The 18655-nt window shown below is 60.5% G+C and carries 7 protein-coding genes; 4 read left to right on the top strand and 3 right to left on the bottom strand.

Annotated elements, in window-relative coordinates; translation table 11 throughout:
• Window positions 1–89: 89 nt before the first annotated feature.
• Entirely contained in the window at window positions 90–1166 is a 1077-nt protein-coding gene (locus QOS90_RS07030; protein WP_085272610.1) for an autotransporter domain-containing protein, read from the top strand.
• A gap of 128 nt (window positions 1167–1294) precedes the next feature.
• Here QOS90_RS07030 and glgB read toward each other — a convergent pair whose 3' ends face one another.
• The 3 genes from glgB to QOS90_RS07015 form a co-directional block, all read right to left on the bottom strand.
• Window positions 1295–3505 (bottom strand): 1,4-alpha-glucan branching protein GlgB, encoded by a 2211-nt coding sequence (glgB, locus tag QOS90_RS07025; protein WP_085272609.1) that lies wholly within the window; start codon window positions 3503–3505, stop codon window positions 1295–1297.
• On the bottom strand, window positions 3506–6823 hold the full coding sequence (gene treS, locus QOS90_RS07020) for a maltose alpha-D-glucosyltransferase (RefSeq protein ID WP_085272608.1): 3318 nt from the start codon (window positions 6821–6823) through the stop codon (window positions 3506–3508).
• 212 nt (window positions 6824–7035) lie between these two features.
• Window positions 7036–9054 (bottom strand): alpha-1,4-glucan--maltose-1-phosphate maltosyltransferase, encoded by a 2019-nt coding sequence (locus QOS90_RS07015; protein WP_085272607.1) that lies wholly within the window; start codon window positions 9052–9054, stop codon window positions 7036–7038.
• Between the two features lie 141 nt (window positions 9055–9195).
• Between QOS90_RS07015 and QOS90_RS07010 the strand changes: the two genes are divergently transcribed.
• The 3 genes from QOS90_RS07010 (at window position 9196) to QOS90_RS07000 (ending at window position 18585) form a co-directional block, all read left to right on the top strand.
• Window positions 9196–9357, top strand: a complete 162-nt coding sequence (locus QOS90_RS07010) for a hypothetical protein (protein WP_003251307.1) — start codon at window positions 9196–9198, stop codon at window positions 9355–9357.
• 97 nt (window positions 9358–9454) lie between these two features.
• A complete protein-coding gene (locus QOS90_RS07005; protein ID WP_256214928.1) occupies window positions 9455–9664 on the top strand; it encodes a hypothetical protein in 210 nt (69 codons plus the stop codon).
• A 143-nt stretch (window positions 9665–9807) separates the two neighbouring features.
• Window positions 9808–18585 carry a Tc toxin subunit A-related protein gene (locus tag QOS90_RS07000; protein WP_085272606.1) on the top strand — a complete coding sequence of 2926 codons (8778 nt, stop codon included), beginning with the start codon at window positions 9808–9810 and terminating at the stop codon, window positions 18583–18585.
• Window positions 18586–18655 lie beyond the last annotated feature (70 nt).

Raw genomic sequence — 18655 nt, 5'->3', positions numbered from 1 at the left:
GGTTTGGGTCGCCCACTGTTTTTGCCGTACAGCTCGTGACAACAGGCCAGGTCCTTGGGCTGTACCACAAAAATAAACGGAGATCCGCCATGAAAAGAACCTCGAATCCCTTGCGCTTCGACAGCATTTTCTACGCGGTTTCCACGTCGCTGCTTCTGGCAACCCCAGTGGAAACTTTCGCATTCGAACTGCAGGACGACCCAACCTCCCCCAGCTTCCTGCAGCAACCGGCGATGCCGCAGCTATCGCTCGACCCGGTCAGCGCCAGCGGCGTGAGCCTCGGCACATTGAACGCGTTTTCGGAGAAAATGACCGAACGCCACGGGCAGGCGGCACCGGACCTGGTCGCCAGCCAGTGGTCGCAGTTTTTCCCGGGTGCCACGCGCACCGGTGCACAACCGCCTGACCAGCTCGAAGCCCCCAGCCAGCAACTGCTGGTTGGCCCAGACCTGTTCCTGCGCGAGACCGGCGCAGGCAATGTGCACCGCGCGGGGATTTTTGTCGGCCACAACAACCTGCAAAGCAGCTTCAACGGTATTCGCCCGCTGCTGGGCGACAAGCAACGCAATGCGGTGAACCTGAGTGGCGAGAGCCTGGGGGTGTACTGGAGCATGACCCATGAACGGGGTTGGCACCTGGATGCCGTGGCCATGGGTTCGCGCATCGACATCAATGGCCGTGGCGAAAGCGGCCAGCGCCTGGACGACAGCGGCCATGCCATGACCTTCTCCCTGGAAGGCGGCTTCCCGATCGGCTTGGGCGGCGGTTGGGTGATCGAGCCACAGGCGCAGTTGATCAACCAACAGTTTTTCCCCGGCAGCCGCGTGCAGGAAGAGACGCTGCAGGCGTTCGACAGCCAGCCCAGCTGGAGCGGCCGGGTCGGTGCCAAATTGTCCGGGCGCTACGAAGTGCGCGGCATGCCCATTGAACCCTATGTACGCACCAACGTCTGGTATGACTTCAGCAATGCTGAAGAGGTGAAGCTGGACCAGGTCGACAAGATCTCCAGCTCGCGGTACTCGACCACTGTGGAATTAGGGTTGGGCCTGGTGGCCCGGGTGACGCCGAATGTGGCGCTGTTCGTGAGTGCGGATTACAGCAGCGATGTGGATGACAATGACCTCAATGGGCTGATCGGCAGCCTTGGGGTGCGGATGCGGTGGTGAAGGCTTAATGCGGCGGTGCCCTCTTCGCGGGTAAACCCGCTCCCACAGGTATATCACTGGTCCTGAGGGCAGTGAAGTACCTGTGGGAGCGGGTTTACCCGCGAAGAGGCCGTATCAGGCAAACCCTATCAGGCAGGCTTGAGGATCAACACGCCCAGCGGCGGCAAGTTGAGCGCCAGCGACAACGGCTGCCCATGGCTGGTGACGGCTTCGCTTACCACCGCCCCCAGGTTACCCACGTTGGACCCGGCATACAGTTCGGCATCGCTGTTGAGCAGCTCTTCCCAACGCTCGCCAAACGGCACGCCAATGCGATACCCCTCGCGCGGCACCGGGGTGAAGTTGGCCACCACCAGCAACGGCTCGCCATTGCTGCTCCAGCGCAGCCAGGCATACACGCTGTTTTGCGCGTCATCACCGATCAGCCACTGGAAGCCCTGGGGCTGGCAGTCCTGCTCATGCAGCGCAGGCACCTCGCGGTACAGGCGGTTAAGGTCGCCGACCAGGCGCTGCACGCCCTTGTGCTCAGGGTACTGCAGCAGGTACCAGTCCAGCTCGCTGTCGTGGTTCCACTCGCGCCACTGGCCAAATTCACAGCCCATGAACAACAGCTTCTTGCCCGGGTGCGCCCACATGAACGTGAGGTAGGCACGCAGGTTGGCGAACTTCTGCCAGCGGTCGCCTGGCATCTTGTCGATCAGCGAGTGCTTGCCGTGCACCACCTCATCGTGGGAAATCGGCAGGATGAAGTGCTCGGAATAGGCATAGATCAGCCCGAAACTCATCTCGTTGTGATGATAAGTGCGGTGAATCGGGTCGTTCTGGATGTAGTGCAAAGTGTCGTGCATCCAGCCCATGTTCCACTTGTAGGCAAAGCCCAGGCCGCCCTGCTGGATCGGCTGGCTGACGCCGGGCCAGGCGGTGGACTCCTCAGCGATGATCAACGCGCCTGGGGCTTCGTGCGCCGCGACGCCATTGAGGTGGCGGATGAAATCGATGGCCTCCAGGTTCTCGCGCCCACCATGGCGGTTAGGCACCCATTCGCCGGCCTTGCGCGAGTAGTCGCGGTACAGCATCGACGCCACCGCATCGACACGCAGGCCGTCGATGTGGAACTGCTTGAGCCAGAGCAATGCCGAGGCCAGCATGAAGCCACGCACCTCGTTGCGCCCAAGGTTGTAGATCAGCGTGTTCCAGTCCTGGTGGTAGCCCTCCAGGGGGTTTTCGTATTCGTACAGGGCCGTGCCGTCGAAGCGTGCCAGGCCGTGCTCGTCGGTTGGGAAATGCGCCGGTACCCAATCGAGGATCACGCCGATACCGCCTTGGTGGCAGGCATCGATGAAGGCGGCGAAGTCTTCGGCACTGCCGTAGCGTGAGGTGGGCGCGAACATCGACAGGGGCTGATAGCCCCAGGAGCCGCCGAACGGGTGCTCCATGATCGGCATCAGTTCGATGTGGGTAAAGCCCAGCGCCTGTACATAGGGCACCAGGCGTTCGGCCAGCTCGCGCCAGTTGTAGTAACGCGCCACCTCGCCGAGGTCATCCAGCTCGCACTGCCACGAGCCGACATGCAATTCGTAGATCGACAGGGGCGCGTTGTAGGCGTGACGTTGTGCACGCTGCGCCATCCAGTCGTGGTCTTGCCAGGGGTGGCTGAGCGCACCGGCGACCTTCGACGCGGTGCTCGGCGGCAGCTCGGTGGCGCGGGCCAGCGGGTCGGCTTTCAGGGGCAGCACGCCCTCTTTGCCCAACACCTCGAACTTGTAGGTTTCACCCACGCCAAGCCGCGGCACGAACAGCTCCCACACCCCGGCGCTGTGGCGCAGGCGCATGGGGTGGCGGCGGCCATCCCAATTGTTGAAGTCACCCACCACCGACACCCGCCGCGCATTCGGCGCCCACACCGAGAAGCACACGCCGTCGATGCCATCGGCCTGCATCGGCTGGGCACCAAAGCGCCCGGACAGGTCGCGGTGGTTGCCTTCGGCGAACAGGTAAAGGTCCATGTCACCCAACTGCGGGCCAAAGCTGTACGGGTCTTCGGTCACCTGCTCACCACCGGCCCAGCCGATTTGCAACAGGTAGGGCTGTGCTTCATCAAGGTGCGCGGTAAACAGGCCAGGCAAGCTGGCCTGCACCATTTCGGCGAGCACGCGGCCGTCGTGGCGCGACAGCACGCGCGCATTCAGGGCATTAGGCAGGAAGGCGCGGACCCACTGCCCGCCGGCGCCGTCGCCATGGGGGCCAAGTACCGCAAATGGATCGGCGTGCTCGGCGCGGGCCAGGGCGTCGAGGTCCCGTTGCCGAAGACCGCCGGTATCACGCGTGTTTGCATTCATCTATGACTCTCCCCAGGTACTGATCAGTCCATGCAAGCCATGCAAAGGCACGGCCAGCCAATTCGGTCGATTTTCAGCTTCGTATGTAATTTCGTACGCGGCCTTTTCCAGGCAGAACAATTCCAGCGCGGCGCGCTCGCCTTCGGCCTGTTGCCAGGCGTGGGGCATGGCAGCGGTAGCCAAGCCATAAGCCTCGACAAACGCATGGCGGGATTGGTGCAGGTAGTGCCTGGCAACCCGTTGCCGAGCCTTGCGCGCCGGGTCGGAAAGGTCCACCGCAGAGGCGTTGCGCAGAATCATCGCAGCAGCATAGTCGAAGGATCGCAGCACGCCGCTGACATCTTTGTAGGGGCTGTGACGCGCCCGGCGTTCTTCCAGTGGGCGCGCCGGTTCGCCCTCGAAATCGATCAGGTAAGCATCGCCCTGCACCACCAGTACCTGGCCCAGGTGCAGGTCGCCATGCACGCGCATCAACAGGCCGCCTTGGGCCTGGCGTGCGAGGTTGTCGATGTGCTGGGTCAGGCCGTCGCGCTGTTGCTGCAGGTCGTCGACCAACGCCTGGCTGTCGCTGTCCAGGCTGTCGCGGTGCTGGGCCAGCAGGTCGAGGGCGTGGGTCAGCTCGGCAGTGATCTGGGTGCTCCAGCGCTCGCTGTCCTGGGCATCGCTTGTGCGCGGCTGAAAGGCCGCATCTTCGGTTGGCGCTGCCAACAACACGTGCATCTCGCCCAGACGCTGGCCCAACAAGGCAGCAAAGCCATCGAGTTCGGCCAAAGCATCGGTGTGGGCTTCGCTGGCAGAACTGGTCGGTTCCATCTCGTCGCGGATGGCCCGTTCCAGGGTGTTCTGGGTCCAGGCCCAGGCATCGCCCTGATTGCTCAGGTAGCCCTGGGCGATCATCAACAGGTGCGGGGTGGCGTGCTCGTCCACACGGCAGACCCACCCCAGCAACGGCGAAATATTGGTAAAGCCCGCCGCAGTCAGGTAGGCGCTCATCTCAAGTTCTGGATGAATGCCTGGGTTGACCCGGCGAATCAGCTTGAGCACCACCCGATCGGCAACCACCACCGAGCTGTTGGACTGCTCGGCGCTAAGGTAGCGCACAGGGCTCTCTTCGGTGAGCCCCAGCTTGGCAAGCTGTTCAGTGCACTCGAAACGCAGCTCGCCCAGGCCATTGCCGCAGGGCAGCCGGTGGCGTTCCTGGCAGGCCCGCAGTACAGCGCGGATGAATGGTTCAAGGACGAAGGCGTCGGTGATCAAACCAACCTGTCGGCCACGGCGCACGCGCGACAATGCCAACTGCTGAGGCAAGGCACTGTTGATCTGCTCTTCGGGCAACAGGCCGAACGGCAGTTGGTAGTGGTTGGCGACGCCATCGCTGAGCACTTCCAGTTCGCCGAGCAATACCGGCGTGGTGGCCGTGCCAAAACGCACGCCATAACGCAGGCGAACCTGGTCGATCGGCCCTTCCTTGCCGGCGAACCAGCGCCGTTTCGGCAGGTATTGCGGCAGGATCGAGCCTTCTAACATCTCGCTGGAAGGCGCCTCGAGCAGCTCTTCCAGGCGCTTGCGCAGCACCAGTGTGGTCAATTCGGGTAACCCCTCGGTGGCCTGGATATGCCAGCTGGGCATGCGGTCGTGCGACGCCAGCAGGAACCAGTAAAAAGCATAGGGCGGCAATGTCAGCAAAAACGGCAGCTGGCCGATCGGGGGAAAGGCGCTGCCGCCCAGCATCTCCACCGGTACTTTATCGGCGTATTGCGACAGCTCGAGTTCTGCGGCCTGGGCGGCGCGGGACACGTTGGCCACGCAAAGAATCACTTCGCTGTTGCCCTCTTGGTCGGTGTACTCGCGGATGTACGCGAGGATGCGCCGGTTGCTCGGCGTGAGCATGCGGATGCTGCCACGGCCAAACGCCTTCTGCTGGTTGCGCACCGCCAGCAGGCGGCGGTTCCAGTTGAGCAGCGAATGCGGGTCGTGGGACTGGGCCTCGACGTTGACCGTCTGGTAGCCGTACAGCGGGTCCATGATCGGTGGCAGCACCAGACGCTGCGGGTCGGCGCGAGAGAACCCGCCGTTGCGGTCCGGCGACCATTGCATGGGGGTGCGCACGCCGTCGCGGTCGCCCAGGTAGATGTTATCGCCCATGCCCAGTTCATCACCGTAGTACAAGGTCGGTGTGCCCGGCATCGACAGCAGCAGGCTGGTCAGCAGTTCGATGCGCCGTCGGTCACGTTGCAACAGCGGCGCCAGGCGGCGGCGGATGCCAAGGTTGATGCGGGCGCGGCGGTCTTCGGCGTAGTAGTTCCACAGGTAGTCGCGTTCGCGGTCGGTGACCATCTCCAGGGTCAGCTCATCGTGGTTGCGCAGGAAAATCGCCCACTGGCTGTTGGCGGGGATTTCCGGGGTTTGGCGCAGGATGTCGGTGATCGGGAAGCGGTCCTCCATGGCCAGGGCCATGTACATGCGCGGCATCAGCGGGAAGTGAAAGGCCATGTGGCATTCGTCGCCATCGCCCTCGCCAAAGTACGGGCGGGTGTCTTCGGGCCATTGATTGGCTTCGGCCAGCAGCATGCGGTCGGGGTAGTTGGCGTCGATCTCGGCACGGATCGCCTTGAGCACCCGGTGGGTCTCGGGGAGGTTTTCGTTGTGGGTGCCGTCGCGCTCGATCAGGTAGGGGATGGCGTCCAGGCGCAGGCCGTCAACGCCCAGGTCGAGCCAGAAGCGCATCACCCCGATCACCGCCTTCAGCACCTGCGGGTTGTCGAAGTTCAGGTCTGGCTGGTGCGAATAGAAGCGGTGCCAGAAGTACTGGCCGGCGACAGGGTCCCAGGTCCAGTTGGACTTCTCGGTGTCGAGGAAGATGATGCGCGTGCCGTCGTACTTCTGGTCGTCATCCGACCACACGTAGAAGTCGCGTGCCTTGCTGCCCCGCTTGGCCAGGCGGGCGCGCTGGAACCACGGGTGCTGGTCGGAGGTGTGGTTGATGACCAGTTCGGTGATCACCCGCAGGCCGCGCTTGTGCGCCTCGGCGATGAAGCGCCGGGCATCGGCCATGCTGCCGTAGTCGGGGTGCACGGCTTTGTATTCGGCGATGTCGTAGCCGTCATCGCGCCGTGGCGAGGGGTAGAACGGCAGCAGCCAGAGCGTGTTGACGCCCAGTTCGGCGATGTAGTCGAGCTTGCTGATCAAGCCTGCGAAATCGCCGATGCCGTCGTTGTTGGCGTCGAAGAACGACTTGATGTGCAGCTGATAAATCACCGCGTCCTTGTACCACAGCGGGTCATCGATGAAGGCTGCTGGTCGGGAACGCTTGGCCATGGGTGACTCCTTTCAATTCTGCGGATGCGCGCTACCTGGTTTTAGGGCTGCTGCGCAGCCCATCGCCGGCAAGCCAGCTCCCACAGGTTTTGTGCTGGTTTCACAGGCAGCACCGGGCCTGTCATTTGTCTGCAAAGCTTGCAGCCGACGCCGGCCCCTGTGGGAGCCGGCTTGCCGGCGATGGGCCGCACAGCGGCCCCCGGTTTGAAGACCTAACGGGCCTTTTCAATTCGCCAGATACCAAACGGCTGATGCCAGGGCTCGATGCGCATCCATTGGGTCTTGCCATGCCAGGTCCAGCGGTGGCCGTTCATCAGGTCTTCACCAACAGTGTCGGCGTTGTCGTCCAGGCCCAACTCCCACAGCGGCAGCTCGAAGCTGGCTTCCTGGGCGTTGTGCGGGTCGAGGCTGATCGCCACCAAAATGAAGTTGTCGCGCTCGGGCGTACGCTTGGCGAAGTACAGGATGTTGTCGTTCCAGCAATTGAAAAACGCCACCCCAAGGTGAGTCTGCAAGGCGCGGTTCTGCCGGCGAATGCGGTTGAGCTGGGCGATTTCGGCAATGATGTTGCCGGGTTGGGTGAAATCACGCGGGCGGATTTCGTACTTCTCCGAGTCCAGGTATTCCTCTTTGCCGGGCAGCGGCGTGGCTTCGCACAGCTCGAAGCCCGAATACATACCCCACAACCCCGAGCCCATGGTCGCCAAGGCCGCGCGAATAAGAAAACCCGCCCGCCCCGAGGTGTGCAGGAAAAACGGGTTGATGTCCGGCGTGTTGACGAAGAAATTGGGCCGGTAGCACAGGCTCCACGGCGGCTGGTTGAGCTCTTCGTAAAACTCGCGCAGCTCCTGCTTGCTGTTGCGCCAGGTGAAATAGGTGTAGCTCTGGGTGTAACCGACCTTGCCCAAGCGCGCCATCATCGCCGGCTTGGTGAAGGCCTCGGCCAGAAAAATCACGTCCGGGTGCTGGCTGCGCACATTGGCGATCAACCATTGCCAGAACGGCAACGGTTTGGTGTGCGGGTTGTCGACGCGGAAGGTCTTCACGCCCTCCTCGACCCAACCAACCACTACGTCGCGCAGCGCTAACCACAGCGAAGGCACGGCCTCTGGGGCATAGAAGTCGACGTTGACGATGTCCTGGTATTTTTTCGGCGGGTTTTCCGCATAGCGGATGGTGCCGTCGGGGCGCCAACTGAACCAGCCGGGGTGTTCTTTCAGCCAAGGGTGGTCTTGCGAGCACTGGATGGCGAAGTCCAGGGCGATTTCCAGGCCATGCTCTGCGGCGGCGGCCACCAGGCGGCGGAAGTCTTCGCGGCTGCCCAGTTCCGGGTGAATGGCGTCGTGCCCACCTTCCGGGCTGCCGATGGCGTAAGGGCTGCCTGGGTCATTGGGCTCTGCCTGCAAGGCATTGTTGCGGCCCTTGCGGTGTTTTTTGCCAATCGGGTGAATGGGCGGGAAGTACAGCACGTCAAAGCCCATGTCGCGGATCATCGGCAGGCGTTCGTGCACGTCGTTGAAGGTGCCATGGCGCTCGGGGCTGTCGGTGATCGAGCGTGGGAACAATTCATACCAGCTGGCGAACTGCGCCGCCGGGCGGTCGACGTCGACCGGGAATTCGCTGCTGCGCGTAAGGTAGCTGCGGTGCTCGGCTTCGGTCATCAGCCGTGTGGCTTCGGGGCCCAGCAACAGCGCCACCTGGTCATCCTCGGGCAGTGTCGGCAGCCGCGCCTGCAAGGCTTCGATCTGTTCACGCAAGAAGCCCTCGCTGCGCTCTGCGCCTTTGCCCAGCAGAAGACGGCCTTCCTCAAGCTCCAGCTTGACCTCGACGCCAGCGTGGTACTTCTTCTCCAGGTCGTGGCAATAGGTGGCGAACGGGTCGATCCAAGCCTCGATGCTGAACAGGTGCGGGCCCAGCTCGGTTGGGGTGAACTCGCCCAGCCACAGGTCATTGCCGGGCGAATGCATAGGCACGCAGTGCCAGCGTCGGCTGTGGGCCTGGCGCCAGTTGAGCATCACAGCGAGGCGGTCATGGCCGTCGCTGTAAACCTTGCTGCTGACCGCGACCACCTGGCCGCTGATGGCCTTGGTGGCGAACGTGCCGCCGTCGAGCGCAGGTTGCGTGCTTTCGATCACGATACGCGGCGCCAACAGCGCCTGGGCCAGGCTGATGGCCTGGTCTGGGTGATCGTTCGCCATGGGCACGCTTTCGAAGGGCTCGTTTCGTGACATCGGACCTTGCTCCCTTAGGCTGGTGGCGGTAAGGGTTCAGAGCCGGGCGCGGGCGTAGGGGTTCAAATAAATTGAGCGAACGGCTGCCCCTGACAGTCAGAGCCTGCAGCACCTCTTCATTCACCCACGCGAGGTCAGGCCATGAACATTCCCATTCCACCGGAAACCCCCGATCCGAACATCGACGACCCCAGCTTGCCGCCACCCGTGCCGGAGGAGGACCCGGACGAGCTGCCGATCAAGCCGACCGTGCCGCCAACGGTGGGCGACCCGCCGAGCCAGGAGCCACCGGTGAAGGCTTAAGGGTAGACCACCGCTACTGATATTTTTGCCAGTAGCGGTGTCTGCCGGTTGTGCTGATGATGAGTTCTCCTTACTGCGGGCAGGAGAACTCATCATTGTGGACATCACACGGCATGTAATCGACTGTTTCCAGAATGCTGGTGTGGTCGATCCCGACAAGGGCACTCGCCTTGCGCACCTGGACAAGGACAAGTGTGAATTCGCGTTAATGTGGCTGGAGATATGCCACGGTATCCCTCTGGATCGCGATTACCGCACGCTAGGCGAGCTGGCCGAGGCGCTTGACGAGGCGATAAGGTTTCGCTGACACAGCCGGCTTATCAATGATTCCCCCTCTACGACCCACCCAACACCTGTCATTTTTGCTAGGTGTGCACGTTCTGCTCTCCCTATAGGCTTTGATCACTGGCCCTAGCCTGGGCCGCCGACCGCAGCGCAAGGGAGCTGGGTATGAACGACCTCACCACCGCGAACAGTAACGACACGCCCGCCGAGCGCTCGGACGCCGCCACCTACATGAACCTGTTTCCCGATACCCGGGAACGCTGCGCCCCAGCCTCGCCATGGGCAGACAATGAGCGGCCAGCCTACTTGGTCCATCTCAAGGGCCTGATAGAAGAACTGCAAAAAAAGGCAAAGGTCGCCGAGCCGGTGACGCTGCAGACTCGCCGCCCAGACCTGCTGCAACTCAAGCTGAGTAACAGGAACATCCGCAAAAGCCTGGCGAAGATCGACATCGTACTCGAGGTGCTCGAACGGCATGCGGGGGTGGCGCGCAAAGGCTTGCCAAGCGCTGGAGCCGAGGGCGTGTACAAGGGTAATGTTCCCTTCCACAACGCCTGGGAAGCGATCAAGGCCACCCTGGCCATGAAGCAGCTGCCCCTGTGGGACCTGCTGTACAGCGTGAACATGGGTATGCCCGCCTTCAGCTTCGATGCTGCAACGCTTAACGCCCAGCACAACGCCACGCTGCTGAGCAGCGGTTTCTCGCCGCAATTGCGGACCCTGCTGCTGCAGCCCGCCAGCGCGGCGAAGGACTTCTACAAGACGCAGTTCCACATCCCCGCCACGGGCCCGAAAGGCAACCTCGATACCACCTACCAACTGACCCGGGCACTGGGCCTGACACGCAGGGAGCTGCGCCGTCTGCTGGCCGTGAGTGCCCTCGGCAAACATAACACCTCGGTGACCCGCAGCCCTTACGTCATCAGCCAAACGGTGGCCGAGGCTTCGAGCAAAGCCTACGGCGCAGCGTTCATCAACGGTGGAGGCACCCCTCTGTATCTGGTGGAAGCCGGCGGGACCCAGAAGGCCGATGCGCCATCAAGCGGTGCAAAAAAAAACACCAAGAAGACCATCGCGATCGCTGGGATCAGCACCCAGCATATCGATCGCCTGCAACGCATCCTGCGCCTGCAGCGCGCACTTGGCCTGGCCCCCGACGAGGCCGATGCCCTGGTCATCGCGGCCTTGCGCGCCGAACGCCAACGCCCCGCCCAGTACCAGCTGACTGCCAGCACCCTGCGCGCAATGGGCCTGTTCCGCCATCTGCAACAAAAGTACCAGGTACAGCCGCTGCAGTTCGCAGCACTGCTGCACGAAATCCCCTGCTATGGCACCGAGCATCAGTTGTCGTTCTACGACAGCGTGTTCGCGCCCCGGCACGATAGCGAAGGGCAAAAACTGGCGGACGTCCTGGTGCTCGATGACCAGCCGTTCGACCCCACCACGGATGAGGGTGCCTTGACCGTCAAGCGCCTGGGGTTGGCGCTGCGAGTCGACCCCCTCGTGCTGCGCGCCATCCTCGACACCGTCACGACAGAACAAGAGCTGGACAAACCACAGCGCTCGCTTGCGGTGGTGTCGGCCTGCTACCGCCTGGCCACGCTCACGCGCCTGTTCGGCACCTCGCAGCTGGACGGCTGGATCGTCCTGAAGCTATTGATGAAGCAGTCCCCGGTTTACCAGCAGCAACTGGCCGGCCGCCCGAGCCTGGGGGCACAGCCGCAACCCTTGCAGGACGCGAAAAAGGTCGAGCTGTTCACCCAGCTGGTCGAGCAACTGCGGGCCCATGCACCCGCATACCGGCCCAGCGCGGGACTACCAGGCGGGCCAGACGATCCATCCGAAGCGCAGGATGTCGACGCACACTTCACTCAGTTGATCGCGTTGAACGACGCCGAAAAGGTGCAAATCTTCAACCGGGTCACGGCCCGGCTGAACCTGCTGGCGGACCTGCCCCTACCCGATCTCGTCGACGTGCTCGCCGACAAGCTGAACCACCTGGATGACACCACCAAGGTCGAGCTTGTCGCGCACGTCGCAGGCGCCTTGAAGTTACCACCAGCGCAGGCAGCGCTGGCTGGAAACGGGCAGGCTGCCAACGCACTAGCCCTGCGTTTGAGCGCACTGCCGCAGGACGCCAAGGCGAGCATCGCGAGCATCGCCAGCGCCGCCGTCGTTGTCACGCAACCGCAAGCGGACATTGTCGATGCCATCGCCGGGGTGATGGCAACGATGGAGTGGCTTGCCCAACAGAACGTCAACCCGCTGGACATGGCAGTGCTCCTCCACGACGGGCCACTGGAAGAGCCTAGGTTGAAAACCCTGTTCGACCTGTACGCGCCCATGGAGAAACCAGCCCTGGGCAAGACCGAGCTGCGCCAGGCCCTGAGCAACGCGCTAGGCCTGCCAAGCAAGGACCACCTGCTGCCACTGCTGCACTGGGTCGCAGTCGATGAAGACGTATTGGTAAACCGCATCGATGCCGTTCACCAAGAAGTGCAGAAGTCAAAAGGCAAACGCCAACCGCTCGAGTGTTTTACCGCAGACGACCGGGCGCAGTGGTTGACGTTGCAGCGCTACAGCCGCGCGGTCAGCCTGTTCGGCATCGGGCATGCCGCCCTTGACCAGATCATGCCGCACCACTTCAACCTCGGCGCCATCCCTCGCCCGCTCGATCTCACCACCCTGCACCAGCTTGGTGGCTACACGACACTGCTGGGCGGGCTGGCCACCGACAAGCACGAGCCGGACTTGTTGCGTTACCTCGAGCACGTGCGAACCCCGCTCGACGCCCCAGGCGAGGCCAAGGCCTGGGCCGACCTGGAAGCACTGCTAGGGCACGACCAGGGTGGCCTGGCCAAGCTCGGCATCCCTCTGCCCACCACGCTGCACGCCTTAGCCCGCGTACTGCAATTGACACAGCAAGCGAGCCGGCAAGGCTTGTCGGTGGATGGCTTGCTGGTCATCGGCGCACTCACCGCGTCGACCGATGACAACGCCTTCGAACAGGCGGCCATCGCGCTGCGCCAAAGCTGCTCCAGCCAGCAATGCCAGGCGTTGGATGCCCAGCTCAAGCTGGCCTGGCGCGATGCGCTGATGCAATGGATGCTGGTGCACTGGGCCGCCCCGCACAAGGACCTGAAGCGGATCAAAAGCCCTGAAGCCCTGGCCGATTACCTGCTGATCGACCTGCAGGTCTCTCACGAACCTCTTACCACCCGGGTGCTCTCGGCCATCGCCAGCCTGCAGCGCTACCTGCAGCAGATCCACTCACGCCTGGAGGACGGCTATGGCGACAAGGCAATCCCCCAGGCCATGCGCGACGAGTGGGATGATTTTTCTTGCAGTTTCGAGCGCTGGAAGCTGCGCAAAGATGCCCAGAACGAACCCCAGAACTTCATCGACCCCTCGCGCCGCGCGCGCACGAGCAGCGCCTTCGCCGAGCTTGAAACCCAGCTGGCCCAAGGTAAGTGCACACCGGCCGAAGTCCAGACCGCCCTGCTCGGCTACCTGAGTACCTTCGAGCACATCAGCAATATCCAGCCGCTTTCGGCGTACGCCAGCGGTATTGATCCTCTGAGCGATACCTACCACTTCATCGGCAAGAGCAATGTCGAGCCACCCGAGTACTACTGGCGCACGCTGGACATGAAACAACGCGACGCCGACAACGCACCGAGCATGCTGGCTTGGGGGGAGTGGCAGGAGATCACGCTGGCAATGAGTGGCGAGATGGTCAAGGGGCCATTGCTGGTGGACGAGGATATCAATAATAAAATCAACAAAAAGAGGGAGGAGTCTCCAACTGAAAAGAAAACCGCTGAGACCCTTGCAAAGGAACTTCTGGAGCTGGAAAAAAAAGCAGATGACGAACGCACGGAAGTCGACCTGATCCGTCCGGTCATCATCGCCGGCCGCCGGTATGTGGTGTGGGTCGAGCGTGACATTGCAGCAATTCCCATGGGACCGGACAAAAAAACGAGCGAGTACCATGCGCTGCGGGTGTGCTTTGCCTTCCAGCAGATCGACGGGAACTGGAGCCCGGCCAATGTGTTGATACGGCTGGATGGGCATGATGCGGCAGGACATTTTGATGAAGGTAAAGATAAAAAAGGCACTCAGAATAAATTCTTGAAGACCAAGAAGTTCCAGGCGGGTTTGATGGTGATGGTGAATCAACTGGGGGGGCGCGAAAATGACCCTTGGTTGATGGTGATGTTGTTCGATGTGGAGAAGGTCAAGGATTCGGAGGGCAACGTCAATACCAGCACCTGGGAGCGTGACAACGAATATTTCCTGATTGGCAAGGATCTCCTACTGCTCGACACCAAGACATTGGATGAGGACGATTCGAAAGGCAGGCCCATTGAGAAAAGACTGGTGAAAAACTGGATAACCCTTTTCCGTGACCCGCGCACGGTGCAGCATCCCTATATTGGGCCTCGACAGACCATAGAGGACCAAAAAAGCAAGCCGAAATGGAAAGGCATAGTGGGAACCCTTAATGTCAACGACATTATTAGTTTCAAAGCCCCCATCGAATTCGGCGAGCTCAATCCTAACAAAAAAAACAGAATAAACGAAAAAAAATACACAATCAGAATACCAATAACCTCCAAGTCCATTAGTTCGACTCAATACCCAGAGATCGCCTTGATACATGATAAACTCGGGGCTATTGGCACATTAAAAATCCTAGAGGCCATAGCTTTATACGCAACGACCATAACCGAGACATACCACATCCACAAAACCGAAACAACCATAACGAACGAACTTGTCCAGAGTGTTATAATCACCACATATAGGATGAGCGACGACGAGAGTCCCGTAACGATATCCATCCCTCTATTTGACTCCAAATTCGACTCACACAACAAGCCCATACAGACCTTGCACACCAGCTCAAATTCCCACATCTCCTTTGACCGCTTAAACCCCAGCGAAGCTTACAAGGATTGTATTTTAGGCATAACCACAAGACACGAAAACCTCGATGAAACCTATGACATTAAACTTCAACACAAGAATCTGACCCCTGCATTCCCAACGCTTACAGCCACGGCATCGCCAACAACCGAAACCCTAGCTAACCTCAAACAACCTTTATCTATCGCAGACTCAAACACTCTCAAAGAATACAGTCTAACAGACCTAGAATCTGCCTTAACCAGCCCCACTCACTTGGACAATCTAAGCATAATAAAGCGCTCCATTTTGAGCGTCCGCTACACTTCAAACCCTGATTCCGAGGGCCCGCCCCAAGATGTTTCGAATCACTCTGCTGACAGGATTTCGGTCCATGCGGCCATCACGCGCGCGCAGCATGCAGGCCAGCTCAAGGCGGTCAGCGCGTACATCGCAATGGAAAAGTCCGCCATCCTGGCTGAAGTAAACGCGCCCCTTGACCCGTCCCTGCTGCAGCTTCTGGACTCGCTCATTCGCCTTCGGCACTTTCAACCTGAGGCCTGTGTTCGCATCCTGCTCCGTTTCGGCCCCGAGCATCCACCGGTCTTCACCGATGAAGTCTCCCTCGATGGCCAGAGCACGATTGCTTTTCAGCTCCCCATCAGCCGTGATCGGGCCATCTCAAGCTATTCATTTGACTTTGAGCTCTACTATCTTGCTAACCATTTGAAAACGACCCTGACTTACAAGCTGGTGGACGACGCCGACGATGCCGTGGACAGCGTACACATCAGACGTAACGCCGAGCAGGCCCTCTACCTGGATTTGTCCGAAGTCAATCAAGCGAACCCTGATAACGCCCTATCCGTCGATTACCTACGCCTGAACACCCTGTTCGGCAAGCGCCTGGTCGCTGAGGCCACGCAGTCGGTCCAGCAGGTGCTGTCCTGGCCGACCCAGCACCTGCCCGAACCGCGCCTGGAACCTGGGGGCAGCAGCAGTACCGTCGACTTCCGCGGTGCCAATGGTATGTATTTCTGGGAACTGTTCTTCCATGCCCCGCTGCTGATTGCCTGGCTGCTACGTCAAAACCGCGACTACCGGGGTGCCTGGCAGTGGAGCACCGGCCACCTGTTCGACCCCTACCGTACCTGGAGAACGGACCAGAACACCCCACAGTACTGGTTGAGCAAGCCGATCCGAGATGGCCATGGCGCCTATCGAAAAAACACGAAAACCGACGATCCCGACCTGATCGCCTATGCCGAGCCCGAGCGCTACCGCAAAGCGCTACACCTGTTCGTGGTGGAAAACTGGCAACGCGAGGGCGACGAACTGTACCGCCAGCTCACCCTGGCCACGCTGGAGGCCGCCGCGCAATGCTACGACAAGGCCCTGCGCCTGATCGGCCTGTTGCCCGAGCACCTGTCGAGCGCCCCGGCCGATGCGCCAACGCTGGCACAAGCCACCCCGGACCGGTTCACCCCGCCGCTGAACAACAAACTGGTTGAACTGCGCAACCTGCTGCGCAACCGCCTGTTCAACCTGCGCCACGGCCTGAGCCTAGACGGCAAGCCCGTGCCGATCATGCTCGACCCCGACTTCCTGGAGCGCCTCGCCCAGGGCCACACCAGCGCCAGCGAGGGTCCGGTAGCCAGGCTCACGCCCCTGCAGGTGCCACCTTGCCGTTATGACGAGGCGCGCACATTCGCCCGGGAGGCCGTGGAACAGCTGATCGGCATGGGGCAGACCCTGCTGGGCTATTACCAGACCGAAGCCACCCAGCAGCTTGAATTGCTCAGCAAGCGCAACCTGATCAAACTGCTGGACTTCCCTTACCAGCTTCAGCAACAGGCGCTGGAGTTGGCCAAACGCGAGCGTGAGACGTTACTCAGCAGCAAAGCGATGGTGCAGCAACGTCTGGATTACTACCAGGAACTGAACGACGTCGGGGTTAAAAGCCTGGAGGAGTCTGCGCTCTCGCATTGGACCGATTCATATAACACCCGCATAGCCGCAGCTCCGTTCTATTACCTTACTTTCGCTCTGTCTTTTTTACCCACTATCGGTGGGGCTGCAGTGGGTGGTTTTTCACCTGAAGAGGCACCCGAGGCGATCGCCAACCTACTCGAATCAGTATCAGAACTACTGGAAACGAAGGGTAACACCTTCGACAAGAGGGCTGAATTTCAACTCCGTGCCAAACAATGGCAGTACGAAGCCGGGCAAGCCACCCTCGAACTCACCGTCCTCGACAAACAACTGCGCGAAAGGGACGTGCAGCTCAAGGCCGCCCGCATTGCCCTGCAAGAAGCCCACGCCACCCGCGCAGCCCACCAGGCCGAATATGAGGTGATGACCTCGGTGTTCCCCAGCCGCACCACCTACCTGTGGCTGATCGGCCGGCTCTCGCAGATTTACGCCACCGCCTACGATGCCACGCTGTCACTGTGCCTGATGGCCGAGTCTTGCCTGCAGTATGAGCTGGGTGATTTCACGAGCACCTGGATCAAACCTGGCGCCTGGCTGGATAACTGGCGCGGCATGCTAGCCGGCGAGGCCCTGGCGCGGGACCTGATGCTGATGGACCTGTCGGCCATCCGCGAAAACCATCGGACACTGGACATTCATGCAGAGCTCTCCCTTGTCAATGACCTTGGGCTTACCAAAAAACAACTGCATCAGCAACTGCTTAAAGAAATCCCGATTCAGTTCAGCCTTGCCCCCCACCACTTCGATAAGCATTTCCCCGGCCATTACATGCGCAGGATCGAGCGCATCTTTCTCACGTTCACATACAGTCCGAAGACTAAACCTACCTCTCCCTCGGGCATGCTCTATCAGACCGCTAACAGGGTGTTGCTAAAGGATGATTCCGGCGGCGCTAACTACCTTTACGGCGTCGAAGGTGGCAACCTAGATAACATAAAGCTAAATCTGAGACCCGGCCAGAAGATTGCCATCTGGTCACATAAAGAGACCTTCCCCAACTATGACCTGCAACCCTCGATCCCCGATAAGTCTCGCTACCAGCCATTCGAAGGTACAGGATTGCTTTCCAGCTGGAGGCTCGAATTTCCGCGTGGCGCAAAAAATAATTCCAGTTTATTTGTGGGTGACACTTGTACGCTCGAGGATATTAATGTGCATATCATCTACTCAGCGCTGGACGGCTCGGCCGACTTTCGTAAGCATGTAAAAACTTTACTGCAGAAAACCGGTGTTAATGTCGTCGCCCCCCCCGCGCCGACTAAGAATCCATCGGGAACGACTAAAAATCCATCTGGAACGACTGAGAATCCATCTGGAACGACTGAGAATCCACCTGGAACGACTGAGAATCCACCTGGAACGACTGAGAATCCACCTGGAACGACTGAGAATCCATCTGGAACGACTGAGAATCCACCTGGAACACCTGACAACGGACAAAAGGCGAGCGATGACGCAGTCAATGCAAGCCTGGCTGCGCAGGGTCTTGAAATCCAGCGCCGAGCTAGCGCCTTGGCCGAGGCCATGACGGCTGATCTGGAGGCTGCTGCGTGGAGTCAGGCCGCGCAGGACGACGCCAACGCCGATGCACTCAAAGCCACCGAAGCTGCAGACCAACTGACGACGGCCAATACGGCGGTAACCGAAGCCCAAACCGCAGCCAGCAAAGCCAAGGCTGCCAGAGAAAAGGCCGACAACGCAACAACAGCGGATGACGCAGAAAAAGCGGCGAATAAAGCCAAAAGCGCGGCCGACGAGGCGAAAGCCGCAGCGAAGAAAGCCGCCGCCGCCCGCACGGCAGCCGAAGACGCTGACAGGCTTAAAAAAGATCAAGAGGCTGAACTGATCACCAAGAAAATTGCATACCTGGAAAAAAATATGAACAAGGAAATCAGAATCACCCGATGGACAGGGAACGGCAACGCCTATTACGACCGTGGCACCCTGATCAATATCGACAAAAAAAATAATAGATTCACATTAAAAAGCGAGGTTTATGACGAAAGCTACACATTCCCCATAACAGACGCGCCAGTTAATTAAGAACCCATCACGCTCAACGGCCCCAGACCGTAAATAGGCTATGCATTTAAACCAACACGAGGACACAACA

The organism is Pseudomonas sp. LAIL14HWK12:I10 (assembly GCF_900184205.1).
Taxonomy (GTDB): domain Bacteria; phylum Pseudomonadota; class Gammaproteobacteria; order Pseudomonadales; family Pseudomonadaceae; genus Aquipseudomonas; species Aquipseudomonas kermanshahensis.
The sequence above is the reverse complement of the archived record's forward strand: the minus strand, read 5'-3'. Positions and strand labels throughout refer to the sequence as shown.